This is a genomic window from Synechococcus sp. MW101C3 (genome assembly GCF_002252635.1).
Classification (GTDB): Bacteria; Cyanobacteriota; Cyanobacteriia; order PCC-6307; family Cyanobiaceae; genus MW101C3.
Genome location: NZ_NQKX01000002.1, coordinates 264,767 through 290,141, shown reverse-complemented (window position 1 = coordinate 290,141; position 25,375 = coordinate 264,767). Strand labels below are relative to the sequence as shown.

26 protein-coding genes are annotated in these 25,375 nt (G+C 67.1%); 11 read left to right on the top strand and 15 right to left on the bottom strand.

The window, feature by feature from the left end; translation table 11 throughout:
* Positions 1-282, bottom strand: a complete 282-nt coding sequence (locus tag CJZ80_RS03685) for a 2Fe-2S iron-sulfur cluster-binding protein (protein ID WP_094510704.1) — start codon at positions 280-282, stop codon at positions 1-3.
* A 202-nt stretch (positions 283-484) separates the two neighbouring features.
* Between CJZ80_RS03685 and CJZ80_RS03680 the strand changes: the two genes are divergently transcribed.
* The 7 genes from CJZ80_RS03680 (at position 485) to CJZ80_RS03650 (ending at position 8,795) form a co-directional block, all read left to right on the top strand.
* The gene (locus CJZ80_RS03680) at positions 485-1,648 is read left to right on the top strand and encodes an NAD(P) transhydrogenase subunit alpha (RefSeq protein ID WP_233132774.1); all 1,164 of its coding nucleotides are present in this window, start codon (positions 485-487) and stop codon (positions 1,646-1,648) included.
* Positions 1,645-1,941 carry an NAD(P) transhydrogenase subunit alpha gene (locus CJZ80_RS03675; RefSeq protein ID WP_094510703.1) on the top strand — a complete coding sequence of 99 codons (297 nt, stop codon included), beginning with the start codon at positions 1,645-1,647 and terminating at the stop codon, positions 1,939-1,941. Before CJZ80_RS03680 ends, CJZ80_RS03675 begins: the two co-directional genes overlap by 4 nt.
* Complete coding sequence (locus tag CJZ80_RS03670) at positions 1,941-3,353, top strand: NAD(P)(+) transhydrogenase (Re/Si-specific) subunit beta (RefSeq protein WP_094510702.1); 1,413 nt, start codon at positions 1,941-1,943, stop codon at positions 3,351-3,353. Before CJZ80_RS03675 ends, CJZ80_RS03670 begins: the two co-directional genes overlap by 1 nt.
* A 298-nt stretch (positions 3,354-3,651) precedes the next feature.
* Complete coding sequence (locus CJZ80_RS03665; RefSeq protein ID WP_094510701.1) at positions 3,652-4,653, top strand: calcium-binding protein; 1,002 nt, start codon at positions 3,652-3,654, stop codon at positions 4,651-4,653.
* 165 nt (positions 4,654-4,818) lie between these two features.
* Positions 4,819-6,333, top strand: a complete 1,515-nt coding sequence (locus CJZ80_RS03660) for a cell wall metabolism sensor histidine kinase WalK (RefSeq protein WP_144036898.1) — start codon at positions 4,819-4,821, stop codon at positions 6,331-6,333.
* The gene (locus CJZ80_RS03655; RefSeq protein WP_094510699.1) at positions 6,318-7,007 is read left to right on the top strand and encodes a response regulator transcription factor; all 690 of its coding nucleotides are present in this window, start codon (positions 6,318-6,320) and stop codon (positions 7,005-7,007) included. Before CJZ80_RS03660 ends, CJZ80_RS03655 begins: the two co-directional genes overlap by 16 nt.
* Positions 7,008-7,340: 333 nt before the next feature.
* Positions 7,341-8,795 carry a DEAD/DEAH box helicase gene (locus CJZ80_RS03650; protein WP_233132773.1) on the top strand — a complete coding sequence of 485 codons (1,455 nt, stop codon included), beginning with the start codon at positions 7,341-7,343 and terminating at the stop codon, positions 8,793-8,795.
* Positions 8,796-8,829: 34 nt separating this feature from the next.
* On the opposite strand, the gene CJZ80_RS03645 is transcribed toward CJZ80_RS03650, so the two are convergent.
* The 12 genes from CJZ80_RS03645 to CJZ80_RS03590 form a co-directional block, all read right to left on the bottom strand.
* Positions 8,830-9,621 (bottom strand): SPFH domain-containing protein, encoded by a 792-nt coding sequence (locus CJZ80_RS03645; RefSeq protein WP_094510698.1) that lies wholly within the window; start codon positions 9,619-9,621, stop codon positions 8,830-8,832.
* A gap of 100 nt (positions 9,622-9,721) precedes the next feature.
* Positions 9,722-10,780, bottom strand: a complete 1,059-nt coding sequence (gene fmt / locus CJZ80_RS03640) for a methionyl-tRNA formyltransferase (protein WP_094510697.1) — start codon at positions 10,778-10,780, stop codon at positions 9,722-9,724.
* Positions 10,781-10,819: 39 nt separating this feature from the next.
* Positions 10,820-12,202, bottom strand: a complete 1,383-nt coding sequence (locus CJZ80_RS03635; protein ID WP_094510696.1) for a TldD/PmbA family protein — start codon at positions 12,200-12,202, stop codon at positions 10,820-10,822.
* A gap of 2 nt (positions 12,203-12,204) precedes the next feature.
* A complete protein-coding gene (locus CJZ80_RS03630; RefSeq protein WP_369802985.1) occupies positions 12,205-13,641 on the bottom strand; it encodes a TldD/PmbA family protein in 1,437 nt (478 codons plus the stop codon).
* 143 nt (positions 13,642-13,784) lie between these two features.
* Positions 13,785-14,876, bottom strand: coding sequence for a magnesium-protoporphyrin IX monomethyl ester (oxidative) cyclase (gene acsF / locus CJZ80_RS03625; RefSeq protein ID WP_094510695.1), 1,092 nt, complete (start codon positions 14,874-14,876; stop codon positions 13,785-13,787).
* A 159-nt stretch (positions 14,877-15,035) separates the two neighbouring features.
* Positions 15,036-15,476 (bottom strand): DUF2996 domain-containing protein, encoded by a 441-nt coding sequence (locus CJZ80_RS03620; protein WP_198948222.1) that lies wholly within the window; start codon positions 15,474-15,476, stop codon positions 15,036-15,038.
* A 59-nt stretch (positions 15,477-15,535) separates the two neighbouring features.
* Positions 15,536-16,057 carry a hypothetical protein gene (locus CJZ80_RS03615; RefSeq protein ID WP_233132772.1) on the bottom strand — a complete coding sequence of 174 codons (522 nt, stop codon included), beginning with the start codon at positions 16,055-16,057 and terminating at the stop codon, positions 15,536-15,538.
* Between the two features lie 8 nt (positions 16,058-16,065).
* On the bottom strand, positions 16,066-16,689 hold the full coding sequence (locus CJZ80_RS03610) for a flavin prenyltransferase UbiX (protein ID WP_094510694.1): 624 nt from the start codon (positions 16,687-16,689) through the stop codon (positions 16,066-16,068).
* A gap of 3 nt (positions 16,690-16,692) precedes the next feature.
* Positions 16,693-19,038 (bottom strand): RNB domain-containing ribonuclease, encoded by a 2,346-nt coding sequence (locus CJZ80_RS03605; RefSeq protein WP_094510693.1) that lies wholly within the window; start codon positions 19,036-19,038, stop codon positions 16,693-16,695.
* Between the two features lie 105 nt (positions 19,039-19,143).
* Positions 19,144-19,428 carry a TMEM165/GDT1 family protein gene (locus tag CJZ80_RS03600; protein WP_094510692.1) on the bottom strand — a complete coding sequence of 95 codons (285 nt, stop codon included), beginning with the start codon at positions 19,426-19,428 and terminating at the stop codon, positions 19,144-19,146.
* 270 nt (positions 19,429-19,698) lie between these two features.
* Positions 19,699-20,109 carry a TMEM165/GDT1 family protein gene (locus CJZ80_RS03595; protein ID WP_094510691.1) on the bottom strand — a complete coding sequence of 137 codons (411 nt, stop codon included), beginning with the start codon at positions 20,107-20,109 and terminating at the stop codon, positions 19,699-19,701.
* Complete coding sequence (locus CJZ80_RS03590; protein ID WP_094510690.1) at positions 20,106-20,510, bottom strand: YkgJ family cysteine cluster protein; 405 nt, start codon at positions 20,508-20,510, stop codon at positions 20,106-20,108. Before CJZ80_RS03590 ends, CJZ80_RS03595 begins: the two co-directional genes overlap by 4 nt.
* A 117-nt stretch (positions 20,511-20,627) precedes the next feature.
* Between CJZ80_RS03590 and psb30 the strand changes: the two genes are divergently transcribed.
* Positions 20,628-20,735, top strand: coding sequence for a photosystem II reaction center protein Ycf12/Psb30 (gene psb30, locus CJZ80_RS03585; protein WP_094510689.1), 108 nt, complete (start codon positions 20,628-20,630; stop codon positions 20,733-20,735).
* 64 nt (positions 20,736-20,799) lie between these two features.
* Here the strand turns inward: psb30 and recJ are convergent, their stop codons facing one another.
* Positions 20,800-22,761, bottom strand: a complete 1,962-nt coding sequence (gene recJ, locus CJZ80_RS03580) for a single-stranded-DNA-specific exonuclease RecJ (RefSeq protein ID WP_094510688.1) — start codon at positions 22,759-22,761, stop codon at positions 20,800-20,802.
* Positions 22,762-22,784: 23 nt separating this feature from the next.
* Here recJ and CJZ80_RS03575 point away from each other — a divergent pair, with 23 nt between their 5' ends.
* The 3 genes from CJZ80_RS03575 to CJZ80_RS03565 are packed head-to-tail and all read left to right on the top strand — an operon-like array spanning position 22,785 to position 25,011.
* Complete coding sequence (locus tag CJZ80_RS03575; RefSeq protein WP_094510687.1) at positions 22,785-23,561, top strand: HAD-IA family hydrolase; 777 nt, start codon at positions 22,785-22,787, stop codon at positions 23,559-23,561.
* Positions 23,558-23,902: a DUF565 domain-containing protein gene (locus CJZ80_RS03570; protein ID WP_094510686.1), complete on the top strand. Its 345-nt coding sequence runs from the start codon at positions 23,558-23,560 to the stop codon at positions 23,900-23,902. The genes CJZ80_RS03575 and CJZ80_RS03570 overlap by 4 nt, the downstream gene beginning before the upstream one ends.
* Positions 23,899-25,011 carry a hypothetical protein gene (locus CJZ80_RS03565; RefSeq protein ID WP_094510685.1) on the top strand — a complete coding sequence of 371 codons (1,113 nt, stop codon included), beginning with the start codon at positions 23,899-23,901 and terminating at the stop codon, positions 25,009-25,011. The genes CJZ80_RS03570 and CJZ80_RS03565 overlap by 4 nt, the downstream gene beginning before the upstream one ends.
* On the opposite strand, the gene rpmF is transcribed toward CJZ80_RS03565, so the two are convergent.
* A complete protein-coding gene (gene rpmF / locus CJZ80_RS03560; protein WP_094510684.1) occupies positions 24,972-25,151 on the bottom strand; it encodes a 50S ribosomal protein L32 in 180 nt (59 codons plus the stop codon). The two genes, CJZ80_RS03565 and rpmF, sit on opposite strands and share 40 nt — an antisense overlap.
* Positions 25,152-25,375 lie beyond the last annotated feature (224 nt).

Genomic DNA, 25,375 nt, shown 5'->3' with positions numbered 1-25,375 from the left:
TCAGAGCTCGTCTTCCACGCCCGGCAGCACGGTGCAGTCGCTCATCGGGTAGCTGACGCAGAGCAGGGCGAAACCCTGGGCGATCTGGTCGTCGTCGAGAAAGCTCTGATCGGATTGATCCACGCTGCCGGCCAGGATCTTGCCGGCACAGGTGCTGCAGGCACCGGCACGGCAGGAGTACGGCAGGTCGATGCCCTGCTCTTCGGCGGCATCAAGGATGTACTGATCGTCGGGGCAGTCGAAGGTCTTGCCGCCCTCGATCGTGATCGCGTAGGTGGCCATGGTGAGGTCGACGTGGATGACCCACTGGATTTAGGGAGCCGATCGCGGCGCGGATGTGCGGGCGGCTACGGATTGCCGTGGTGTGTGCGCTTGCCGGCAGCGGCATGAACGCATGTGGTGGCATGAACACACGGCCGGGCCCGGCTGGCTCCTGATGGGCCTCCTGCTCTTTACATGGAAACCCGTGTGGAGGGAGTGGAGCGTGATCAGGGTTTGGATCCCGGCGGAGCGGAGCCCCAGCGAACGACGGGTGGCCGCGACGCCGGAAACGGCCCGCCGCCTTGCGGACAAGGGCTGCGCGGTGGCGATCGAGAGTGGGGCCGGCCAGCAGGCGGGGTACGGCGACGACAGCTTTGCGGCCAGCGGCGCGGAGGTCCTGCCCGCCGGAGCCGCTGAAGGCTGGGAGAGCGCCGATGTGGTGCTCACGGTGGCGCCACCGCGGCTGGAAGCCGAGGGCGGCCCCGGCCATGTGGAGCGTCTGCGCTCCGGCAGCCTGCTGATGGGCCTGCTGGAGCCCTACCAGAACCGCCCCCTGATCGAGCGCCTCTCCCACCAGGGCGTGTCGGCGCTGGCGCTGGAGCTGCTGCCCCGCATCAGCCGCGCCCAGACGATGGATGCCCTCTCGTCGCAGGCCAACATCGCCGGCTACAAGGCGGTGCTGCTGGCAGCGGCCGAGCTCGATCGTTTCTTCCCGATGCTGATGACCGCCGCCGGCACGGTGCAGCCCGCCAAGGTGGTGGTGCTCGGCGCCGGCGTGGCTGGTCTGCAGGCGGTGGCCACGGCCCGCCGCCTCGGCGCCGTGGTGAAGGTGAGCGATGTGCGGCCGGCCGCCAAGGAGCAGGTGGAATCGCTCGGTGCCCGCTTCATCGATCCGCCTGAACGCGATGCCCCCGGCGAGGCCGGCGGCTATGCCCGCGAGGCCGGCCTGGCCTTCCTCGAAGCGCAGCGCCAGCAGCTGGCCGTGCACCTGGCCGAAGCCGATGCCGTGATCACCACGGCGCTGGTGCCGGGCCGGCCGGCACCGCTGCTGATCACCGAACAGATGCTGGCCGTGATGCGGCCCGGATCGGTGGTGGTGGATCTGGCGGTGGGTCAGGGCGGCAATGTGGCCGGCAGCCAGGCCGACACCACCGTCGAGATCGGCGGGGTGCGGGTGATCGGTGCCGGCCAGCTGCCGGCCTCGGTGCCGCAGCACGCCAGTGCCCTGTATGCGCGCAATGTGTCGGCGCTGCTGGAGCAGCTGCTCGTCGACGACCTGCTCACCATTTCCCCGGAGGACCCCCTGTTGGACCCCTGCCTGATCACCCACGCCGGCGCCTGCCGCCGCCCCGACCTCTGGCCTGCGCTGGTGGAGGTGGCGGCATGAGCGGCGTTCTCAGCGGCACCGAAGCGCTCTGGGTGCTGGTGCTCGGCAGCCTGCTCGGGCTGGAACTGATCGGCAAGGTGCCCCCCACCCTGCACACCCCGTTGATGTCCGGCGCCAACGCCATCAGCGGCATCACCCTGCTGGCGGCCCTGGTGCTGATCGCCGAGGCGCCCACACCGGCGCTGCGCCTGCTGGGGGCCACTGCGCTGGGCTTTGCCCTGTTCAACGTGGTCGGGGGCTTTCTCGTGACCGACCGGATGCTGGCCATGTTCAAACGCAAGGGAGCGAACTGATGGGAGAACTGACGCTCGAACTCGGGGCTGTGATGCTGCTGGCCCTCGGCCTCAAGGGCCTGGCCAAGATCCGCACGGCCCGGGCGGCCAATGGCCTGGCGGCCCTGGCCCTGCTGCTGGCGGTGGCCGGTCTGCTGCTGCAACAGGGCTTTGACGGCTGGCCGTGGATGCTGCTGGGTCTGGGGGTGGGCGGTGGCCTCGGCGCCCTGCTCGCCTTCAAGGTGGCGATGACCGCCATGCCCGAAACCGTGGCGCTGTTCAACGGCTGCGGTGGTCTGTCGTCGTTGCTGGTGGCGATCGGTGCCGCCCAACTGCCCACGCCGCTCGACCTGCTGGGTCAGGTGTCGGTGCTGGCGTCGGTGCTGGTGGGTGCCATCACCTTCAGCGGGTCGCTGGTGGCGATGGGCAAGCTGCAGGAATGGCTGGGCACCCCCGGCTGGACCCAGAAACCCCAGCGCCACGCGATCAACATCACCCTGGCGGTGGCCTCGCTGGTGTGCTGCGGCCTGGTGCTCAAAGGCATGGCGGTGGCGCTGATTCCGCTCACCGTGCTGTCGCTGCTGCTGGGCGTGGGCCTCACCCTGCCGGTCGGCGGCGCCGACATGCCGGTGGTGATCTCACTGCTCAACTCCTATTCCGGTGTGGCGGCAGCGGCGGCTGGCTTCGTGGTGGGCAGCGAGCTGCTGATTGTGGCGGGCGCCATGGTGGGGGCGGCGGGCCTGATCCTCACCCAGGTGATGTGCACGGCGATGAACCGCTCGCTCACCTCGGTGCTGTTCGGCGGTGCCATGGGGGCAGCGCCGGCGGCCGGCTCCGATGGTGCCAAGGATGAGGGGTACAAGAACGTCACCTCCTGCAGCGCCGAGGAATGTGCCCTCACGCTGGAAGCGGCCGAGCGGGTGGTGTTCGTGCCGGGCTATGGCCTGGCGGTGGCCCAGGCGCAGCACAGCCTCAAGGAGCTGGCCAAGCTGCTGGAGCAGCAGGGCATTGCGGTGAGCTATGCGATCCACCCGGTGGCCGGCCGCATGCCGGGCCACATGAATGTGCTGCTGGCTGAGGCCGATGTGCCCTACGACCAGTTGATCGAGATGGATGCGATCAACCCGGAGTTCCCCCGCACCGATGTGGTGATCGTGCTGGGCGCTAACGACGTGGTGAACCCCCGCGCCAAAAGCGATCCCGGCAGTCCGCTTTACGGCATGCCCGTGCTGGAGGTGGACCAGGCCCGCTCGGTGTTCGTGGTGAAGCGCAGCCTGGGCTCCGGCTACGCCGGCATCCGCAACGACCTGTTCGAACTCCCCCAGACCTCGATGGTGTTCGGCGACGCCAAACAGGTGCTGCAGACCCTGCTGCAGGAACTGCGCGCTCTGGGCGTCGGCAAGGTGCCTGCGGGGGCTGGGGCGGGGCGCTGAGGAGCAAGAGCTCGCTTCCTGCTACCACAGCAACATCCGAGAGACCAGATGGCTCTGATTGCGTTTCTTCCTTTGCGGGGAGAAAGCCTTCTGCCGAGCTGTCTGGCTCACTTCGTTCGGCCCCAACCAAGAATGCAAGAAATCACGCCGCTGTTTTCTTGTATTCAGTTGTATTTGAGTAACATCTGACAGACATTGTCATAACGATGAAGGCGACATGAGAAGGTTCTCATTGTTGCGTCATCGGGTAGATAGGCCGATAACTTTGTTGAGTGTTCCTCCTACTTGAGAACTCGACATGACAACCCTCACTGTTAGTGGTGATCGTCTCGGCGAAGCCCTTCAATTTGATTCCAATGCTTCCACAACCAGCGTCGAAGTAGGGCGTGTCTGGTTCAGTGCCACCGATACGGTGCGGATCACCTTTGCTCCCGCCAGCTTCAACGCCCAGACCGGTGCTCTGATCGGTGGTGCTGGTGCCGTCATCGGTCTGACTGTCACCACCGCCGCTGGACAGGTGACCACCTTTGGAGTCTCCAGTGCGAATGCATTGGATGTGGATCCAGATCAATCGAAGAATGGTGCCGACTTCTTCTATATTTCCGAATCGCCTGCTGTTGGTGTGGGTGGCGCCTATGCCGGCTTGCAGCTGGAGAAAATTCTGGTTTCTGATCAGCCGCTCACGGCAGCCAGCCTCGTTCCCTTCAACAACACGGGTGGCTATCTCCCCACCACTGGTTCGGTCACGCCGCCATTGCCACAACTCACCGGAACAGCCGGCGACGACGTGCTCACGGGCACCGCTGCCGGCGACACCATGAACGGCCTGGATGGCAATGATGCGATCCGTTCCCTTGGCGGAAACGACATCGTTTTCGGTGGTGATGGCAACGACATCATCGATGGTGGCGCCGGTGCCGATCGCCTCAACGGCGATGCCGGCAATGATCTGCTCTGGGGCGGCGGCGGCGCCGACCAGCTGGTTGGTGGTGCCGGCGATGACCTGATCGACGGCGGCCTGCAAAATGACAGGCTCACGGGTGGCGCAGGGGGTGATGTCTTCATCTTCGGCGCTGGCGATACGGTGATCGACTTCAGCCGCGTTCAGGGAGACCAGATCCACTTCGCGGCCTCACTGGGCCTTTCCGAAGCGTCGATCAACATCAGCACCACGTCCCAGGGCACCCAGCTCTCGTTTGCTGGCTCCTCTGGAAGCATGCTGCTGCAGGGGTACTTCGGTGGCTTTGATCCCGGAAACGACTTCAAGTTCGATTACGTGCCGACCTTCGATTTCATCTGACCTCATCGATCGTGATGATCACCCGTCAGGCTGTTGGCCTGGCGGGTTTCTTCCTGCATTCACTGCTCACGCTTTGATCAGTGCTCTGAACGGGGCTGTTTCAGCTGTGTGTGCCAGCGTCAGTCCAGGCTCAACGCCAGTGCGAAAGCATCGCTTCCAGCAGCGGTGCTGCCTTACCTTTACTGCTCAATTCCGTACACGTTGGAAGGTCACATGCCGCAAGCGGGGTTCTTTGGTGAGGTTCGCACGCGGCTGTTGGTGTTCTATGCCGTGATGCTGTCTGTGCTGATTGGTCTGACGGTGCCGCTCAGTAAGCATCTGCTGCTGCTTGAGCTGCATCAGCGTGAGCAAACCAGCCTGGGCGAGAGCATTCAAGACTTCGAGCACTACATGCGGCCATTGCTTACCGCCGAAGCGGCTCCTTCCAGTCCTGAGCTTGCCGGGCACATGAAGAGTTTTCTTACGAAGATCCTTCCGGAAGACGACACCTTCTTCATCTTGATCATCAATGGAGAGTTTCAGCGCTCGAGCCCAGTGGCTCTGCCTCACCCCATGCGGCCGGGATCTGTCTTGATGCGGCAGTGGGAAGCCACCACAAAGCTTGCTTCAGGCAAGGTGGATGAAGCTGATCCAGAGGTGGGAACCATTCTGTATTCGGCCGTTCCGGTTGAAGTGGATGGCCGGGTGCAAGCTGTGTTCGTGGCGGCACGTACCACTGCCGGCGAACTTGCTGAGGTTGGCGATTTCACCTCCATCTTGGTTCAGATTGTTGTTGGCATTCTGATCACGTCGCTGTTGTTTCTCTGGATTCTTTCCAAGGCGGTGCTGGCTCCCCTCCAGCTGCTGGCCAGCACCACGCGTTCGATCACGGCCACGAATCTCAAACAGCGTTTGCCCGTTACCGGCAGAGGCGAACTGGGTGACATCACCCTCAGCTTCAATGCCATGATGGACCGCCTGGAAGCCTTAATCATTTCCCAGAAGGAATTCATCCAAGATGCTGGGCATGAATTGCGCACACCAATCACAGTGATCAGGGGCAATATCGAGCTGCTTCTTCAGGACGATGATGAGGAGGCTCGCCGTGAAACGGTACGCCTGGTGCTGGATGAAGTGGACCGGATCGCCAGGCTGGTTGCAGAGCTTTCACTGCTGGCCCAATCCCAACGCCCTGAATTCCTGGTGCTCAGTGACCTTGATGTGAATCGCTTCACCCAGGACATCTACCAGAAGGCCAGGATTCTCGCCCCGCGCCGCTGGTCGTTGGCATGCACGGCCCAGACAATCATGGAGGCCGATGAACAACGCCTCACCCAGTGCATGATGAACCTTGCACTCAACGCCACCCAGCACACCAGTGAATCTGATCGCATTGAGCTGGGCTCCTCCCTCGCTGCCGATGGATCCATCCGCCTCTGGGTCTCAGACAGCGGTGAGGGAATCCCTGAGCGCATCCAGCCGCAGGTGTTCAAACGCTTCTTCAAGGGCAGAAGCCGCACCCAAGCTGAGCATCATTCGGGTCTTGGTCTGTCGATCGTGAGGGCTATCGTGAATGCCCACCACGGCCGGATTGAACTCCTCAGCCAGCCAAACCGCGGCACGACCTTCACATTGATCTTTCCCGCACGGCAACCTGTGCTGCTGCGCGACTTTTCCCCTGAGCCATGGCCTGCATCCTGATCGCCGAAGACGAGCCACGCATCTCTCGCTTCATTGAAAAGGGATTGCGTGCTCAGGGCTACGACGTGGTGCACACGCCATCGGGTGATGGCGTGGTCGACATCCTTTCTGCCTCCCCCATCGATCTGTTATTGCTGGACCTCGGCCTTCCGGGCCTTGATGGCACCAATGTTCTCGAGGCGATGCGGGGTCAGGGCATAGAAACACCGGTGATTGTTCTCACCGCCCGCGATGATCTCAGCACCAAGGTGGCCAGCCTGGACGCTGGCGCTGATGATTACATCACCAAACCCTTTCGCTTTGATGAACTGCTGGCGCGTATCCGTGCCCGTCTGCGCACGTCCTCTACCCGCCTGGCTCAGGCTCCGAATGCGCAGACGCTTGAGCTTCAGCACTGCGGCATCACCATGAACCTGCGGGAACGCCAGGTGTTCCTCGAGAGTTTTCCCGACCCTATCGACCTCACGGATCGTGAGTTCCGTTTGTTGGAGTTGTTGCTCAGCAACCCGCTGGCCATCCACAGCCGCGAGCAGATTCTCGACCATGTCTGGGGCTATGGCCACGATCCCCAGTCCAACATTGTGGATGTCTACATCGGTTATCTCCGTCGCAAAATCGATTCCCGCCGCATCGAAACGATCCGTGGGATCGGCTACCGCCTTTCAAGCCGCTGAGATCACCCGTGCCTTGGCTCAGGACTTGGCTGCTCGATGTGGTTGGCCACCAGATTGTTCCTGCCTGCAGCTGAGCTGACCGCTGTTGTACGGCATCCCGACGCTGTGCGCCTCCCATCCGTTTGTCAGCCGGCACAACTGGGCGGCACGGCGAATTGGCAGTTGGTCATCCTCCTGCGTTCGCTTGTCCCTGCCGCTCGCCGTCATGGCGTCATTGTCGCTCTCCTCATCTGGCGCAACGGTTCCGATGCCACCAGCCGCTCTGAGGCCCTCAACCCCAAAGCCTCTCCACCCTCGGGCGTGCTTGGTGGCTCCCTCTAGGCTTGGGGCACCATGCGAGCCGCTCCGATCACCCTTCTGACCCACCCAGCTCCGGGACAGGAGCAACCCAGCGGCGGTCGCCGCACGCCACCCATCCGTCGCCTCCAGGCAGAGGAGCAGGCACCGCAGCAGCGGCCTGTGCTGACGGACCTTCCCGATGCCGGCGTCTCCTTTGATTCGCTTGGTCTCTCGGAGCCGCTGCTCAAGGCGATCGCGGCCAAGGGATACACGGTGCCGTCGCCGATCCAGCTGCAGTCAATTCCAGCGGTGCTCGCTGGCCACGATGTGATGGCGGCTGCCCAGACAGGCACCGGCAAGACCGCCGGTTTCACCCTGCCGATGCTGGAGCGGCTTCAGCACGGCCCCCACGCCCGCAACAACCAGGTGCGCTCCCTGGTGCTCACGCCCACGCGCGAGCTGGCGGCCCAGGTGGCGGAAAGCGTGCAGGTCTATGGGCGCTATCTCGATCTGCGCAGCGATGTGGTGTTCGGCGGGGTGAAGATCAACCCGCAGATGCAGCGCCTGCGCCGTGGCGCCGACGTGCTGGTGGCCACTCCGGGGCGACTGATGGACCTCTATCAGCAGAACGCCATCCGCTTCGACCGGCTCGAAATCCTCGTGCTTGATGAAGCCGATCGCATGCTCGACATGGGCTTCATCCGCGACATCCAGAAGATCCTGGCCTTGCTGCCGCCGAAGCGGCAGAACCTGCTGTTCTCCGCCACCTTCAACCCCTCGATCCGCAAATTGGCTCAGGGGTTGCTGCACAACCCGGTGCAGCTGCAGGCCACGCCCGAGAACAGGGCCGCTCCGCTGGTGGAGCAGGTGATGCATCCCTGCGACATGGCCCGCAAGGCTGATCTGCTTACCCATCTGGTGCGCCAGGGCGATTGGCGGCAGGTGCTGGTGTTCTCGCGCACCAAGCACGGTGCGAACCGCCTGGCCGATCGCCTCAACCAGGAGGGCCTCACGGCCATGGCCATCCATGGCAACAAGAGTCAGGGCGCTCGCACCCGGGCGCTGGCCACCTTCAAGAGCGGCGAGCTGCGTGTGCTGGTGGCCACCGATCTGGCTGCCCGCGGCCTCGACATCGAGCAGTTGCCCCATGTGGTGAACCTCGATCTGCCCAACGTGGCCGAGGACTACGTGCACCGGATCGGCCGCACGGGCCGTGCCGGCCAGAGTGGCCATGCCATCTCCCTGGTGGCCGCCGAGGAGCATGAGCTGCTGCGGGCGATCGAGCGGATGATCGGCAACCCACTGCCGCGGCTGGAGATCGCCGGGTTTGAGCCCACCATCCTCTCGGCCCCGCCGCTGGATCTCAGCGGTGGGCGGGGCAAGGGTGGACGCCGCTCCGGCGGAGGTGGCGGTGGCCGGCCTGATCGTCCCCCCACCCGCTCCCGCCGGCCGGCGCCGGGCTCCGGATCTGCCGCCGCCCCGGCGCGGGCTCGTACCCGTCGTCCCTGACCCTCCGCTCAAGCCTGCAGCCCAGTCAACCGGCTCAGGCCGGTGGTGGTGGCGGTGGTGCCGGCCGGAACAGGCTCATCAGTGCTTCCAACGAGGCCGGTAGTTCTCCGCTCGGCTTCCGTGCCGGCAGGGTGAGGCTCTCGATGCTCACATCGCTGAGCGCCAGTCCGACAGCTGCAAAGCTGCTGCGGCACCTCTCCCCCGTGTCGCTGGCCAGCATGGCCAACGATGGCTCCTCCCGCGCTGGGCCACGGACGCCATCGTGGATCACCTGCCGCAGCTGGCTGGAGATGCCAAGCAGGTGCGGGGCCAGCAGCTCAGTCACCGGTGCAGCCGGCCGTGACGGGCCCTCGATCAGCTGGCGGGCGCCCACGGTACGTAGCACCAGCAGCGGGTCCAGGCACTGGATCGCGCAGAGCCCGGAGGCGCTGAAGGTCTCCGGCGAGGGAGCCACCGGACGGAGCGCAGTGGCGACCATCGGCTGCGCACGTCTCTCACCCCAGGGCAGGGCCGTGAAGTGGCGCAGGTCCACCACGTGGATCTGGGCATTGAAGAAGCTGCCTTCCTGCCCCGGCAGGTCGATCAACCCCGCCAGCTTCGGCAGCGACTGGCGCCGCAGCTGATGGCGGCCTGTGAGGAGCACATCGGCCAGTTGATTCCCCACGGCGAACACCGCGGCCTGATCGGCCTCCACCTTCAGCCAGGTGCCCACCCGCAAAGGTGCCTGCGCATGATCCAGGGCCCACAGCAGCGGATCACTGCGGCCCCCGTTCTCCATCGCTGCTGCCGGTTCCTGCGCATTCACCGCCGCTCCGGCTCCCTCCATCGCGCCTGTCCTGTCCGCTCGTGGCGTCACTGTATGGAAAGGCGCCCGGCCTGAGCACCAGATCGAAAGGCGCCTGGCCTGAGCACCAGCGGAACCGCGCTCAGCTCCCGCCGAGCGACCCCTCTGGAGCAGACCCTGCCCCCTTCTCACCCAGCCGGTCACCCGCTTGCAGGCCCAGCTGCTGGAGCAGGGGCTGGCCGCTGGCCGCCTGTTTGCCCTCCAGCTGGGCACTGCGCAGCAGCAGCGGGCAGCCGCCGGTGCCCAGCACCAGCCCCACGCCTGGCAGCAGAGCCAGCACCTCACCGGGTCTCCCTTGCTGCTCAGCCACGCCGGTGGACAGCGCCCGGACGTCGGCGCTCAGTTGCTCCGCCAGCCTGGCCACCAGCGGCTCGGTGGCGAGCAGCTTGAGCCGCTTGCCCGCCAGCGTGGTGGTGGCGCCGGGGTACAAGCCCATCACCTGGCGGTGGATCGCCAGCGCCGAACGGCTCCAATCCACCGCGAAGTCCTCCTTGCGCAACAACCGCGCCAAGCGCACGCCGTCGTCGCCCTGGGGCCGCAGCCCCAGCCGCTGCCAGCGCTCCGGTTCGGGACCAGGGCCGGCGGCCTCGATCCTCGGCATCGCTTCCACCAGCAGGGTGGCGGTGAGCGCACTGAGCCGGGCTGCCAGCTGCTGGGCGTTGTCGAGCAGGCCGATCGGCAGACGACCTTCCAGCAGCACCGGACCCGTGTCGAGGCCGGCTTCCATCGCCATGATCCCCACCCCCGTCTGCGCGTCGCCTTCCATCAGGCACCACTGGATCGGCCCGGCCCCGCGCCAGCGGGGCAGCAGGGAACCGTGGCCGTTCCAACAGCCCAGCGGCGGTTGCTGCAGCACCTCGGGCGGCAGCAACTGGCCGAAGGCCACTACCACCGAAAGGTCGGCGCCGAGGGCTGCCAGCTGCTGCTGCACCTCCGGTTCGCGGCGGATACGGGTGGGAGTGAACACCGGCAGCCCCAGCTCCAGGGCCCGGGCCTTCACCGCCGATGGCTGGGCCGCCGCCCCCCGGCCACGTCGCCGGTCGGGCTGGCTGACCACTCCCACGACTGCGTGGCCGGCAGCCACCAACGCCTCAAGGCTGGGCACGGCGTAGGCCGGCGTGCCCCAGAACAGGATCTTCACAGGGACGTGGGCGGGTGGATCAAACGGGGCCGGTGCCGTTCAGGCGTCGCCGGTCACGGACAGGCCTTCCACCCACACGTGCGGGCAGAGGCCATCGGGGGTGAGCTTGGCCTCCCCTTCAAAGCCGAGGATGCCCTTGAGCACAGCCCGGATGTCACCGGCCACGGTGGCCGCTTCGATCGAGCGCGCTTCGCCGTTGCGGATCAGCCAGCCATCAAACGGCAGTGAGAACGATCCCTGGCTCGCCTTCACACCGGCGTGCAGTGCCGAGAGCGAATCGATCCACACCACGCCGTCGGCAGTGTGGCGATTCAGGCCGCTGGCGCCGCCGGAGGAACCGGCGCTTGGCCCCACCTCGAACCAATGCGGCCCCACCGACACCTTGGCGCCCAGGCCCGCATGGCCGGTGGGCTCCACCCCGAAGGCTCGCGCCGTGGCTTCGGAATGCAGGAAGTGGCGCAGCACGCCCCCTTCCACCAGGGCCAGGCGCCGCACGGGTGTGCCTTCGCCATCGAAGTTCGAGGCGCCCACATTGCCGGGATGCAGGCCGTTGTCGTGGATGGAGAGAAACGGCACCGCCAGGGTGCTGCCGAGCGCGTCGCGGTTGCTGAGGCTGACGCCGTCGAGCACGGCCCGGGCATTGAACAGGCTGCTGAAGGCGCCGATCAGGTCGAGGAAGGCTTCCGGCGAAAAGATGCAGGTGTAATGCCCTGTCTGGATCGGGGCGTAATCGAGATGGGCGATGGTGCGCTCGGCCGCTTCAGCGATGCAGCCGGCCACATCCAGCTGCTGCAGGCCGTAAGCCAGACGCACGGCGCCACTGCTGCGGGGTTTGCGGCCCTCCTCTTCGCCGCGGGCATAGAGGTAAAGGCTGGCGGTGGTGAGCTTCTGCTCGCGGCAGGCGCCGGCACTGTTGAGGTAAAGGCGCTCGCTGCTGCGCTGGGCCAGGCCGTTGTAAGGAACGGTGGTGATGGCGGCATGGCGGCCGAGCAGGTCGCGCTCCGCTTCCCGCAGGGTGTCCAGCAGCTCGAGGATGCCGCGCGGCTCCACCAGGGGCTGATCAAGCGGTTCGAGCGGGGCCGTGGCCAGCGGCGAGAAGGCCGGGATGTCGTCGGCGTTGCCGTAGGCGCTGGCATCGCGGGCACCGCTGAGGGCACGGGCCAGGCCGGCGGGGGAGAGGTCGGAGGTGCTGGTGATGCCCACAAGGCCATCCCCGTTCCAGACCCGCACGGTGATGGCGCTGCGCTGGGCCCCCTTGAGCTGCTTGGCTTCGCCGCGGTCCACCTGCACGGAGGTGTCGGTGCTGCAGGCGGCGCCCAGATCCCAGCGCTCGATGCCCAGGCCCTGGGCCAGGCCGCTGAGCTGCTCACTGAGGGCGTGGGCGTCGAGGCCCAAGGTGGTTCCCGCTGTGGTGGTGCTCATGATCAGCGGCCTCCCACGGTGATGGCATCCACCTTGATGTGCGGCTGCCCCACGGTGACGAAGATGCTGCCGCTCACCGAACCGCAGAAGCCGGCTGCCAGCTCCAGATCATTGGCGCACATCGAGAGCCGGGGCATCACCTCTTTGGCTTCACCGATCAAGGTGGCTCCTTTCACGGGCTTGCCGAGGCGACCGTTCTCGATCAGATAGCCCTCCTCCACCGCAAAGTTGAACTGGCCGGTGGGGCCCACGCTGCCGCCACCCATCGATTTGCAGTACAAGCCCCGATCGACCGATTCGATCAGCTGCTCCGGGGTGTGCGGCCCGGCGGCGATGTAGGTGTTGCGCATGCGGCTGGCGGCCGCGAAGGCGTGGCTCTGGCGCCGGCCGCTGCCGGTGCGGGGGTGGCCGGTGCGCAGTTCACCGGCGCGGTCGGAGAGGAAACGCTTGAGCACCCCGTTCTCGATCAGCACCGTGCGTTGGGGCGCCATGCCCTCGTCGTCCATCGACAGGCTGCCGAAGGCGCCGTCGCTGAGCCCCTCGTCGATCGCCGTCACGGCGCTGTGGGCGATCGGAGCATCGATCCGATCGGCAAAGGGGGTGGTGCCCCGCTCCACCTGGGTGGTTTCCAGCAGGTGCCCGCAGGCCTCATGGAAGATCACACCGCCGAAGCGGTTGGCAAGCACCACGGGGTAGGTGCCCGCTTCCACATACTCGGCATGCAGCATGGCCTGGGTGCTGGCACACAGGTCGACGGCGGCCGTCTGGGCATCCCACTGGCGCAGATCGTCCGGGCGGTCGGTGCTGCCATAACGGCGGCCCTGGCTGGCCCGGTGCTCCCCGTCGGCGGCCAGGGCCGTGAGCCCCACCGACTGGTGCAACCGGATGTCGCGGGCGAAGGTGCCATCGCTGGCGGCCACCATCACCTCCTGCCAGTCGCGGGCGTAGCTGCCGCGGCGTGCCTGCAGGTGCTGGCCGTGCTGTTCCAGCAGGGCGGTGCCCTCCAGCAGCCGGTCGGTGCTTTCCGCCAGGGTCGGGCAGGCAACCAGCCAGTCGCCCTTGGCGAGGGCGTAGTCGCGCAGGTCGGGCAGCCCGTCGAAGCCGCTGATGCCGTTGCTGTTGACCGTGAGGCCCAGCATGCCCAGGGCCTGCTCCAGCGCCACCATCAGGCCCCGCTCACTGAGGTCGTTGGTGGAGACAAAGCCATCGCGCTCGCCGCGGAACACGCGCACACCAGCGCCGCGGCCGAAGGCCGGGCTCACGCTGGTGATGCGGTCCTGCTCAGCCAGCAAGCCGATGTGGTCAGTGCTCTCCAGGAAAACCTCCACCAGGCTGGCTCCAGCGGCGCGTCCTGCAGCCAGCAACGGCTCCAGGCGTTGACGCCAGCTGAGGTCAAAACCTTCGAGCGCCAGCAAGGGGCGAGCAGTGGAAGCAACCAAGGAAGTCGGCCTGATCTTGGTGGCTCAGGCTAACGGCGAGGCAGCAGGCACGGGATGCCTCAGGAGCTTCGCTGCCAGGGAACCCCCCCAGAGATTTGCTGGGTTGGGTAGGCCCCTGGCCAGGCACTTCAAACGGCTGAGGATCAGCGCACAGCCGGCTGGAAGGCCTCGCTGCGAATCGGAGCCATGAAGAACAGCTTCGCCATTTCGAGGCCGTTGGCGGCCCAGAAGGGCAGCTTGCGCAGCACCTTGAGCGGAGCGATGGCGGCGGAGGCATCGGCGGCGCTGAGGGCCTGGTTGTTGCCCACGATCCGCTCCAGCCGCTCATAGAAACGTGGGTGCTCCACGTTGAGCACCACGGGGAACACTCGGGCGGAGGTTTCGTTGGTCTTGGCGATCACGTACTTGTCGTAGGCGCGGGCATCAAGGCCAAGGGCTTCGTAGAACTCCTTGCGGGCCACGTCACGGACGTACATGGTGGCGAAAACCGCCAGCAGGAAGAAACGGCACCAGAGTCGCGCCTGCAGGCCACGCACGGTGTCCGGCTGGGCCTTCATCAGAGCGTCGAAGAAGTCGCCATGGCGATTTTCGTCCTGGCACCAGTTTTCGAAGAAGTTGAAGATCGGGAAGATCTTGCTGTCAGGGTTCTTCTCGAGGTGGCGGTAGATGGCGATGTAGCGCCAGTAGCCGATCTTCTCCGAGAGGTAGGTGGCGTAGAAGATGAACTTGGGCTTGAAGAAGGTGTATGACTTACTGGCTGTGAGAAAGCCCAGATCGAGCTGGAGCCCGAAGTCGCCCATGGCCTTGTTGAGGAAGCCGGCATGGCGGGCCTCATCCCTGGCCATGTGGGCGAAGCATTCGGCCAGAAGCGGGTTCTTGGCTTTGATGCGGCGGCTCAGCTCCTTGTAGAGCAGGAAGCCGGAAAACTCCGACGTGCAGCTCTGCTCGAGAAACTCGACGAACACACGGCGGGTGTCGGGATCGAGCTTGTCAGCGGCGCCGTCGAATTCGCCGTTACGAACGAAGTGGTGGCGGTTGTAGTCCTTGCGGAACTCTTCGCAGATCGCCTCCAGCTCCACTTCGTTGGGCCGCAGATCCATCGCCGCCATGGCGTCGAAATCTGTGGTGTAGAACCGCGGGGTGAGGATCGTGTCCTTGACCGGATCCTTGAAGGCCGGTGCGTGGTCGTTCGAAGCGGCGACGGGAGCGCTGGGTGCGGCGGTGGGAGGCACCATTCTGGCGTCGAGGCAGGCGATGCAGGCATCGTAAGGGCCATCCGAGCCGAAGGGGCCCAGTTGTGACGCTCCAACAGATCGAGCCGGGATAGAGGCTCAACGCTGTGTCTCCGATGGGGCGGCGTGCTTGAGGTACCGGCCGGGCCCGGTGCGCTGGCCTCAGTTGGGCCCGAGCCACTTCTGCCCGTTGAGCCGTGACACAACCCTGGACACCAGCAGGGGCAGGGTGGCTTTGCGCTCATCGATCAGGAACGACTCCAGCAAGGTGGGTTCGCTACCGGATTCGGCCAGGCTGAAGGTTTTGGGGCCGTGGATGTCGGTGGTGGTGAAACACAGCCAGAACCGCCGGCCCCGGGGCATGCACCCTTTCACCACCCAGCAGTCGCTACCCACAACGGGCATCGGCGCCTGCTCAAAGCTCAGCTCCGGCGAGGGCCCGCCGTAGGCCTGCATTTCCTTGGCCAGTGCCGGCAGGAAGATCTCCGGCACGAACTCGGCAAACGGCTTGTCCTCCACTGCCGGGGGCTTGGCTTTGGCGGCCGGCTTATCCGCGGCTCCCACGGCAGATGGCGTGGGGGCGGCTCCGTTGGGTTCGCTCACCGGCACGGGGATCTGGAGTTCAGGTCTGGGAACTTTAGGGGCGGTGCCGTCCGGCTGGTTCACCAGTCGTCGCTTGGTGGCGCCTCCCAGCCATCCGCACCGGCATCTCCTGCGGTGGCTGCAGCAGAAGCTCCGGCAGCGCCCATTCCTGGATCAGCGCGGCGGATCACCCGAAACGGGACGGCCACGGTGGGGGCAGGGTCTCCAGCGGCGCGAACAGGGCCGGCCGCTGCTGCGTCGAACGGGCGCCCGCGCCCGGACCCCTCAACGGGTGCGTCGCGGCGCCGCGACGGCTCGCTGCGGGGCAGGTCCCATGGTTCCTGCTGGGCTGGCGGCTCCAGACCCCTGCGTTGCCGCTGAACGACGACCCGGGACTGACCCTTGAGCGCCAGCGCCGTGGCACCCGCACTCAGGGCGGCGCCACCACCGGCCGCTGCGGCGATCCACAGACCGATCGGCAGCGCCGGTGAGGTCCAGATCAGCAGCCGCAGGCTGGTGGCTGGCCGCGGGTTTAAGGCACCCACCAGCAGCACTGCCAGCAACGGGGCGAGCAGTGGCAGCAGCAGCAGGCGTTGCAGCACGGAGGGTCTCAGGTGGGGAGCGCCAGCTCGACCGGACCCTGCCACCGGCGCAGCTCACCGAGCTCGAACCCCAGCGAATCGAACACCCGGATCACCAGGAAATCCACCATGTCCTCCAGGGAGCGGGGCTGCTGGTACCAGGCGGGAATCGGCGGAGCGATGCGGGCACCGGCCTCCGCCAGCTGGGTGAGGTTGCGCAGGTGCACCAGGTTCCATGGCATCTCCCGCGGTGCGATCACGAGTGGCCGGCCCTCCTTGAGGTGTACATCGGCGACCCGCTCCACCAGGTCCAGCGCGACACCGCTGCTGATCCGTCCGACCGTGCCCATGCTGGCCGGCAGGATCACCATGCCGCGGGTGCGGAAGCTGCCGCTGGCGATCGCCGCCGTCTGATCGTTCCAGCGGTGGCAGCGCAGCGGCCCATCGGCACAGCCCGTGCGCTGCAGCCAGAACGCCGTCTGGGCCTCAGGCTCGACGGGAATTCGCAGGCCCTGCTCCGCCAGCCAGACGGTGATGGCGCCGCGGCTGACGATCAGCTCCACGGGCTGGCCCGCCTGCAGCAGCAGCTGCAGGGCCCGCTCCGCCAGCGGCATGGCGGACGCGCCGGAGACCGCCAGAACCACCGGGTCCATCGCTCAGGCCTCCGTGTCGGTCTCGGCGTCGATGCCGTCCTGACCGTCGGGGCCCGCGCCATCTTCAGCGCCGGTATCACCGCTGAAGTGGCCTGCACCGCCCAGCTCACTGCCGCTGCCGTCGTCGTCGGGCAGGATCGCCGCCAGATCGATCTGATGGCGCAGGGCGTCCACCTTGAGGATGGTCACCTCAACGGCGTCCCCCAGCATGTAGGTGCGGCGGTTCTTGCGCCCCACCAGCCGGTTCTGGCGGGAGCGGTATTCGTACCAGTCGTCCTTGAGCGAGCTCACGTGCACCAGCCCTTCCACCAGGGACGGAGGGATTTCCACGAAGAAGCCGTAGCTCTGCACGCCGCTGATCACACCGGTGAGTGTCTCGCCCACCAGGGGTTCGGCAGCGCGGGCCTGGGCCATCGCCAGCAGGTCGCCCTGGAGGTCGGCGACGAAGCGAGCCCGGCCATTGAGGCGCTGCAGCAGGGACACGCTGCGGGATTGCTGCAGCTCGGCCATCTGGCTCGGTGGCAGCAGCGGCCAGTCGATCTGGCCGTGGCAGGCATCGGAGGCCAGGTCGACCCGGGTTTTATGGCGCACGCTGGGGCGATCCTTGCCCTCGGTGAGCAGCAGCACCAGCACCTGCTGGTTCCACAGATCGGCGTAGGAGGAGGTGGCCAGGCACCAGGGGGCGTAGGCCTGCGTTTCGCCGGCGAGCAGGTTGGGCCCCGGCTCCAGGCTGATCTGCACGGGCCTGAGTACCTCGCTGAGCTGGTGCTGCAAGCCGCGGCGGCGTTCGCTGGCGGCGAAGATCGTGGCCAGCACGCCGGGAGCGGGGGCATTGCCCTCGTCGTCCAGGTCAAGGGGGACATCGAGGGCCAGGGCGGCCTTGGCCACTTCGTTGATTTCCGCCGGATCGGGCGCCGCCTGCACCGCGAACAGAGCCGGCAGCTGCAGTGCCTGCAGGTGATGACCCAGGGCGCGGCCCGCCAGCAGCACCACTTCCCGCAGCAGGGCCAGAGGCTGGGTGGCGGGAAGGGCGATCATCCAGCCGCGGTGGCACTCATCGGGTTCGGGTGTGCGCAGATCACCGAGCACCTCCAGCGGGGGGAAGGGCAGATCGAGATCGACAGAGCCGGCCGCCAGCCGCTGCTCCTGCAGCCCACGACCCACCGCCATCAGGCGTTCCAGGTCGGGCAGAACGGTTTTGAGCGCCTTGAGCGAGGCGGGCACCGTGCGGGCCTTCGGCTTGCGGTCCGCCAAGGCCTCCAGGGCAGCGGCATCCACTTCGGCATCGGGGCGGATGGTGGTGAGGGCGAAGCGGTAGTGGCTCAGCTGCCCTTCCGGCGTGATCGTCAGGGCCACCGAAACGGCGGCGGCGGATTCGCCGGTCCGGAAGGCAGTGGCCTTGGCGAGCGCCGGGCTCAGCAGCGGCAACCAGCGCTTGCCGAGGCAGTAGGCCGAACTCTGCTGGCGCAGCCACTGGTCGGTGGCGCTGCCGGGCGTGATCCGCTCGGCCACGGCGGGGCTGTGGATCCACACCCGCAGGCCTTCGTCGCTTTCCTCCAGGGAGAGGGCCGGCAGTTCCGGCGCCTCCGCTCCCTGCCAGGGCCGCAGCAGCAGGGTGGGCAGGCCGGTGAGGTCGGTGCGGCCCTTGTCGTTGGGGCTGCGCAGGTTGGCGCGGGGGGCGCTGGCCCGTTCGCGCAGGCCATGTTTGGTGAGCAGCAGATCCAGGTCTGCCTCCTCGCCCCCTTTGATCGGCAGACGCCGGGCCACATGGCCCTGGGGAGGGAACTGGGCCACCGGGTAGCGATCGAGCCGAATCTCCACCACCGATTCGGCCGCGGGGTCGAGGTAGACGGCATCGTCTGCTGGCAGGGCCACGGTGGTCAGCAGCCGGTCGTCGAGGGGCACGGCCACCAGCCGGTCGTCCTGTTGCTCCACCTGAGCCAGCAGGCTGGCAGTGGCCCGCTCGAGGATGCATTGCACCCCGCCCTCCGGGGAGCGACGGCGCCCGCCCTCCCGCGTGATCCGCACCAGCACGCGGTCGCCGTTCCAGGCGTGATTGAGCTGGTGGTCGCGGATGTAGATGTCATCGCCTCCGTCTTCGCGCAGGGCGAAGCAGAACCCCTTGCTGGAACAGCGCAGCCGGGCCTCGATCAGGCTGTCGTCGGCGCGTCGTGAGATGCCGGCCTCGTTCGCCTCCAGCAGCCCCACTTTTTCAAGGCCTGCCAGGGCGATGCGGAGGTGTTGCTTGTCGGGCGTGAGGCTCAGACCGAGCGCCTTCTCGAGCTGCTCGACCGGCAGAACATCGGATTCGGGCAGGTGGTCGAGCAGGTCAGCGACCGAAAACTTCATCGGAGCAGCGGGGAGAGACAGGGTTGGAGCCAGGAACGGGGAAAGGGATGGCGGTTCCCGGGGCGTGCAGCGGAGCCCCCGGGAACTGGCGTCTTAGCAAAGACTTTACGAAGCCTCCTGCCGCACCCGGATCAGCAGGCGGCTGCCGATGATCAGAAACCCGAGCGAGGCGGCCAGCTGCAGGGCGGCCGGCGGGATCAGCGAGGAGAGAGACCCCCCGGCCAGGGCTCCCAGCAGGCTGGCCAGCACCAGCGCACCGGCGCTGCCGAGAAACACCGCCAGGGTGTTGCTGGAGGTGCCGCTGATCGTCACGATCGTGAGCTGGGTTTTGTCACCGAGTTCGGCCACGAACACCGTGAGAAAGGTGGAGGCCAGCAGCGGAAGTTGCATCGGATTGAGGGGGTGGACGGGAGGACCGGGATTACAGCGGCTTGGTCAGGGGGGGGTGTTCGCTCAAACGGAGGGCGCTCCACCCGTGCCAACTGAATCTGTGCGAAGAACAACCAAGGAGACGATCACTCAAGCAGTGGATCAACCGAGAGCGGATCACCAAGGAGTGGATCGGCCGGGATTGATCAACCAAGCAGTCGATTCATCCAAGGGGAGATCAACGTCACGAGACGATGAGGCCGGGTGAAGGTTCAACCCAAGCCGGCTGGATCAAGGAAGCAGCACGGCGGCCGCGGGGACCTGCAGCAGTTGCACAGCTGCCTGGATGCCCAGCCAGAGGCCGAGCGCCACCATCAGCACCCCGGCGATCAGTTCGAGGCGTTGCGGCGGGAGCACCGTGGCCAGCCAGCGGCCGAGCAGCACCCCCACCAGGCTGGAGCAGATCAGCGCCAGCGCCGCCCCCAGGAACACCACCCCGGGGCGTCCGGACTGAGCGGATAACAAGAGGGCGGCCAGTTGGGTCTTGTCGCCCAGTTCCGCCAGAAACACCGTGGTGAAGGTGGTGAACAGGATGCTCACAAACGAGGCCGGCAGGACGGCTCCGCCTGTGTCCGGGGCGTCGGCCGGCAGGGGCGCAGGATCTGCGGCTGGCCCGGTGCCGGGGTCGTTGGTGGCGCTCATGAAGGGCAGGAGGCAACGGAACCAGGTTGATCGTTCAGCGGTGCCGGCGCCCGGCGGGTGGTCCGTTCAAAGCGGCGCAACTCCCTGCTGCGCCCGCCGAATTCGCTGCGGATCTGCTGCTGGCAGCAACGGATCGCGAAGGCCTCGCTTTCTGCTGCGGGAACTCCGAACAGGCTGGCCAGCTGGCTCACCTGGCAGAAATCGGGCCGCTCGGCGTAGATCCTGCAGCGGCGGGAGCCGGTGTCGAAATGGCGGCACCAGCCGTCAGCGCCCACCATCGAGAGATAGGTCTCCCGTTGCCGGGGATTGAGCGCTTCAAGGGCCTCGCTCCGCTCCTCGGGATCGAGGCGACAGCAGGCTCCACACCCAGAGATGCAGCTCCAGTGGGTTCCGCAGACCATCAGGTCACCCCGCGTTGCTGTGACAAGCCGTCACAGTGGCATGGTCGCCACCGGGATGCCCGTCACCACGACCCTTAGGCTGCCACGCAGAGCGCTTTCCTTGCGAGCTTTCGGACCATGGGTATTGATTTCCATCTGATCGCCAACTTCCTCGCCCTGGCTCTGATCACCCTGGCCGGCCCGGCCGTGATCTTCATCCTTTTCTATCGGCGCGGCGCGCTCTGAGCCTGCTGCCCCTGGCACTGGCCCCGCGTCCGGCGCAGGCCCACGCCCTGCGCCAACACACCCCTCAGGCCACCAGGCCCAAGGCCAGGGTCGCTTCATCAATCAGCCCCTGGACGTAGGGGTGCCTCTCCCCCTGCACGTTCGTTTCGTGCAGGGGGACGCCCATTTCTTCGCCTGAGGCATTGCGGATGCGCAACTCCTCCGCTTCCACCCGGCACCAGTAGGCGCGCTGGCGGCGCTGCAGCAGCACCTCGCCCCCACCGCTCTCGCGCAGGCCCACCACTTCAAGCTGCAGGCGCTCCTCGCCCTGCCAGTGGTTGAGCCGCAGGCGAAAGGCCACGTCCACCACGGCCGGCACCGCTCCTTCTCCTTGCCAGCGCCAGGCGATCGCCCGCTGCCGGATGCCGTTCTGCTCCAGCAGCAGCTGCAGATGGCCGCCCCGCAGGCTGCGCTGCTCCACCACGCGGCACTGCTGGCTCCAGAACACGGGTGTTTCGTGGCCGGCACCGAACGGCTCCAGCCGTTGCAGGCAGAGCCAGAACGGTCTATCGATGCGATCGAGCGCCAGCCGTGCTTCGGGCTCCACCAGCAGTCCGCTGCCCAGGGGGCTGGCAGTGGCGCTGGCGATGGCGCTGAGTGCGTCGTGGAGAGCCGCGACGTTTTCGGCCCGCACTGTGAAACCACCGGCGGCGGGGTGGCCGCCGTGACGTTCAAGCAGGTCGTGGCAGGCATGCAGCGCCGCATCCACCGCAAATCCCTTGGGCGCCCGTACCGAAGCCCGCAGCAGCCCGTTGCCCTCGCCGGCCAGCAGGGCCACCGGTGCACCAAAACGTTCCACCAGCCGGGCCGCCACCACGCCAATCACGCCGTGGTGCCAATGGCTCTGGGCCAGCAGCAGAAAAGGGCTGCGCTCGGGACCGTCGGCTTCCACCAGTGCCACCGCCTCCGCTTCGATGGCATCGCAGAGATCGCGGCGCTGCCGGTTGAGCGCCTCGCACTGCTGCGCCAGTTCCATGGCGCACTCCAGATCTGCGGTGGTCAGCAGGTCGACCACCAGCTGGGGATCCCCGAGCCGGCCGACGGCATTGATCCGCGGCGCGATCTGAAAGGCGACCGCCATGGCATCCAGCGGTCGCTCCCCGAGTCCAGCCAGCCGCTGCAGGGCCTGCAGTCCCGGCAGCGCGGAGCCCTGCAAGCGGCACAGGCCGTCCTGAAGCCAGCGGCGGTTCACCCCGTGCAAGGGCGCCATGTCCGCGATGGTGCCGATGCAGAACAGGTCGAGCGCCATGCCGGTGGCATCCGCGCGCTTCAACCGCTCCGCCAGCGCCACCGCCAGCACGTAGGCAAGCCCCACTCCGGCCAGGCCTCGGTAGGGCGAGGCTTCGGGGGTGCGGGCGGGATGCAGCAGCGCCAGGTAAGGCGGTGGCTCCGGCGGAATGGTGTGGTGATCGGTGAGGATCACGTCCACCTTCAGCTGCAGAGCCCGGTTCAGGGCGTCCGCGGCGGCGATGCCGTTGTCCACCGTCACCAGCAGGCGGATGCCGTCGCCGGCCAGGCGCTCCACCATCGCCGTGTTGAGGCCATAGCCATCGTCCTGACGGCTGGGAATCGCCGCCACCGGCCGGGCGCCCAGCCGCTCCAGCACGCCCACAAGCAGGGCCGTGCTGGTCATGCCGTCAGCGTCGTAGTCGCCGCAGATCGCCACGGCTTCGCTTCGCCCACAGGCCAGCGCCAGGCGCTCCACCGCCACGCCCAGGTCCTGGAAATGCTGCTGAGGATCGGGGGCGGCGGGGGGGTCCAGCAAGGCGGTGATCGCCGCCGCACTGTCAAAGCCCCGCCGGCGCAGCACGGCCAGCAGTTCGGGCGGCAGGCCCAGGGCGGCCAGCGCCGCAGCGGTATCCCTGGCTGCCGGGTCACTGGCCTCCGGGGCCGGCAGGGGCGCCGGCAGCTGCCAGCGTTGCTCGGGCAGGCGGGACAACAGGCCATCGTCGAGGCGGCTTTCGCATTCTGTGTGCTGGCTGTTCATGCGCCTTTGCCTACCCTCCCTCCATGGATGACGCTCCTCTGAAGCCTTCCCTTGGCGCCCTGCTTTGGGACGTGGACGGCACGCTGGCGGAAACGGAGCTGGACGGTCATCGCCCGGCCTTCAACCTGGCGTTTGCCGAGGAAGGCCTCCCCTGGCACTGGGATCCGGCCACCTACATCCAGTTGCTGGCGATCAGTGGCGGCCGGGAGCGGTTGCGCGTCTATCTCAGCGACCAGGGGCCTGAGCCCCCCGATCCCGCCTTGCTGGATGCCCTGGTGCGCCGCAAGCAACAGCACTACACAGCCCTGATGGCATCCGGGGCGATCCGGCTGCGCCCGGGCGTCGAGCGGCTGATCACGGCCGCCGCCAGCGCCGGCCTTCGCCAGGCGGTGGTCACCACCAGCGGGCGCGTTTCCGCGCAGGCACTGATCGAGCGCCTGTTGCCTGGGGCTGCTGCCACCTTCGCCTTTCTTGTGTGCGGCGACGACGTGGCTGCCCTCAAGCCTTCGCCCGACGCTTACACCCTTGCCCTCAGCCAGTTGGCGATGCCGGCGGCAGCGGTGGTGGCAATTGAGGATTCCAGCAACGGCACTCGGGCCGCCACGGCCGCTGGCCTGCGCACCCTGGTGACCCTCAGCGAAGCCACACGCCAGGAACCGCTCGCTGTGTTCGAGGGGGCGGCCGCCATTGTGAGCCAGCTGGGTGAGGGCGGCGCTCACGCCTCGGTGCTGCAAGGCCCACCTTGCCCTGACGGCCTGATCACGCTCTCCTACCTGGAGCAGCTGGCTGTTCCGTCATGAGCACCCCGCCGGTTCAGGCCACCCGCTTTCAGCACCTGCTCGATCGCAGCGCCGCTGCCCTGCTGCAGGGGGTGCGTGGCACCTGGCGACGCCGCAGCCTGTCGTTGATCGCCCTGCTGGCCGGGTATTTCGGCGGTAACAACCTCACCTCCTATTTCCTCGTCACCATCGGGCAGCGGCCGGTGGTGGTGCTTCTGCTGGTGGTGCTGCTCGAAGTGCTGGTACGCGTGCGCAGCCACCAGGTGCGCGGCGAACCCACCCTGGCCTGGGTGATCTGCGACCACCTGCGCCTCGGGTTCGTCTACGCCGTGGTGGCAGAGGCGTTCAAGCTGGGCTCGTGACGCACACTCCAGAGCCCTCGCACACCCCGCTCTGGCCTGAGGCTCCCTACGGCCGCCTGCTGCAGGCCTGCGGTGTGGCGGATGCTGTGGCCTGGCAGGAGCGCTGGCGGCAGCATCCCGACGCCCTGTCCATTCCGCCTGATCCGCGCTGGGCGCTGGTGTTACCGCTGCTGACCCGCTGCCAGCGCGAGGTGGCCAAGGGCAAGCGCCTGCTGATCGGCCTCAACGCCCCGGTGGGGGCCGGCAAATCCAGCCTCGGTGCCTGGCTGAGCGCCTTGGCACCGGCGCTGGGCCTCAGCATGAGCAGCCTCTCGATCGACGACTTCTACTGGCCCTGGCAGGAGCGCATCAGCCGCATGGCGGGCAATCCCTTCGGTGTCGACCGGGTTCCTCCTGGCAGCCATGACGCGGACCTGCTCGCCCACCAGCTCACACGCTGGCGCCAGGAAGGGATCCTGCGCTGGCCCCGCTTCGATAAACGCCTGCGGCAAGGGCGTGGTGATCGCAGCGGTTGGAGCGCCCAGCAGGCCGATGTGGTGCTGCTGGAGGGCTGGATGATCGGTTGCCGTGCGATTGGCCAGGCAGCACTGGCGGGGCGGCTGGAGCGGCTGGGGGGTGGGGCGGCACTGGGGTTGACGCCCGAGGAACAGGCCTGGCTGCCGCAGTGGGACGCTGCGCTGTTGCCCTACGCGCCGGTGTGGGCGCAGCTGGATGGGCTGTGGGTGCTGCGACCGCTCGACTGGAGCTGGCCACGCCGCTGGCGCTTTCAGGCTGAAGCCCGCCAGCGCCGCCTGGGCGGCTCAATGGGTGGGGACGCCTGGATCAGCGCTTCCGCTTTCCGAAGCTCCACAGAAGATCCACTCCCGGCAGCCATAGCGTTGCGTGGGGCCGACCTGGAAAGGATTGTGCGGGCCAGTCTGTGTTCTCTCCCACCAGCCCTTTACCAGGATCCCTTGGTCTGGTGCACCGACCCAGGCCAGGAGCAGGTTGTGGAAGCGGTGGGGCTACTGGACAGCCGGCGCCGCTTCCGTTGGATGGGCACCGGTGAGCAGGCCCGCCTGGCAGGTCCTCAGCTCTCTTCGGTTTCGGCGCTGTCGTCGATCGGATAGACGAAGCCCTGAGCCCGGCCGCTGAGCACGGCTTTGCCGAGGGAGAGGGCCTTGCTGGCGGCAACGCCAGCTTTGGCTTTCCAGTGCGCGTGGCGCTGATTGCGCTTGCCTTTGGACGTTTTCTTCTTGGGAACAGCCATTCCCTACCTACTGCCAAACAACTACTTTCCGTTGCCGGCCTGCCTTTCGTCAAATCGCTAAGCTCCATGGAGAAGCAAATCCCCGTGAGCAGCGCGCCTCCTGTGCATCCGCTCTGGTCCAGCGGGTCCACCGCTGCCCTGTCGGTTGCCCCAGATCCCACAGCGGCTCCTGCCGTTGAATCGAGGCCAGCCGCCACCAGCACCAGTCCTACTCCCGGCAACCA

Bases quoted from the DNA above. Each gene is read 5' to 3' on its own strand.
- recJ (WP_094510688.1), bottom strand. From the start codon at position 22,761: ATGAACAGCCAGCACACAGAATGCGAAAGCCGCCTCGACGATGGCCTG.
- CJZ80_RS03675 (WP_094510703.1), top strand. From the start codon at position 1,645: ATGAGCGGCGTTCTCAGCGGCACCGAAGCGCTCTGGGTGCTGGTGCTC.
- CJZ80_RS03590 (WP_094510690.1), bottom strand. From the start codon at position 20,510: ATGGTCTGCGGAACCCACTGGAGCTGCATCTCTGGGTGTGGAGCCTGC.
- CJZ80_RS03610 (WP_094510694.1), bottom strand. From the start codon at position 16,689: ATGGACCCGGTGGTTCTGGCGGTCTCCGGCGCGTCCGCCATGCCGCTG.
- CJZ80_RS03655 (WP_094510699.1), top strand. From the start codon at position 6,318: ATGGCCTGCATCCTGATCGCCGAAGACGAGCCACGCATCTCTCGCTTC.
- CJZ80_RS03665 (WP_094510701.1), top strand. From the start codon at position 3,652: ATGACAACCCTCACTGTTAGTGGTGATCGTCTCGGCGAAGCCCTTCAA.
- CJZ80_RS03635 (WP_094510696.1), bottom strand. From the start codon at position 12,202: ATGAGCACCACCACAGCGGGAACCACCTTGGGCCTCGACGCCCACGCC.
- CJZ80_RS03595 (WP_094510691.1), bottom strand. From the start codon at position 20,109: ATGAGCGCCACCAACGACCCCGGCACCGGGCCAGCCGCAGATCCTGCG.
- CJZ80_RS03570 (WP_094510686.1), top strand. From the start codon at position 23,558: ATGAGCACCCCGCCGGTTCAGGCCACCCGCTTTCAGCACCTGCTCGAT.
- CJZ80_RS03605 (WP_094510693.1), bottom strand. From the start codon at position 19,038: ATGAAGTTTTCGGTCGCTGACCTGCTCGACCACCTGCCCGAATCCGAT.
- CJZ80_RS03685 (WP_094510704.1), bottom strand. From the start codon at position 282: ATGGCCACCTACGCGATCACGATCGAGGGCGGCAAGACCTTCGACTGC.
- acsF (WP_094510695.1), bottom strand. From the start codon at position 14,876: ATGGTGCCTCCCACCGCCGCACCCAGCGCTCCCGTCGCCGCTTCGAAC.
- psb30 (WP_094510689.1), top strand. From the start codon at position 20,628: ATGGGTATTGATTTCCATCTGATCGCCAACTTCCTCGCCCTGGCTCTG.
- rpmF (WP_094510684.1), bottom strand. From the start codon at position 25,151: ATGGCTGTTCCCAAGAAGAAAACGTCCAAAGGCAAGCGCAATCAGCGC.
- CJZ80_RS03600 (WP_094510692.1), bottom strand. From the start codon at position 19,428: ATGCAACTTCCGCTGCTGGCCTCCACCTTTCTCACGGTGTTCGTGGCC.
- CJZ80_RS03670 (WP_094510702.1), top strand. From the start codon at position 1,941: ATGGGAGAACTGACGCTCGAACTCGGGGCTGTGATGCTGCTGGCCCTC.
- CJZ80_RS03650 (WP_233132773.1), top strand. From the start codon at position 7,341: ATGCGAGCCGCTCCGATCACCCTTCTGACCCACCCAGCTCCGGGACAG.
- CJZ80_RS03575 (WP_094510687.1), top strand. From the start codon at position 22,785: ATGGATGACGCTCCTCTGAAGCCTTCCCTTGGCGCCCTGCTTTGGGAC.
- CJZ80_RS03645 (WP_094510698.1), bottom strand. From the start codon at position 9,621: ATGGAGGGAGCCGGAGCGGCGGTGAATGCGCAGGAACCGGCAGCAGCG.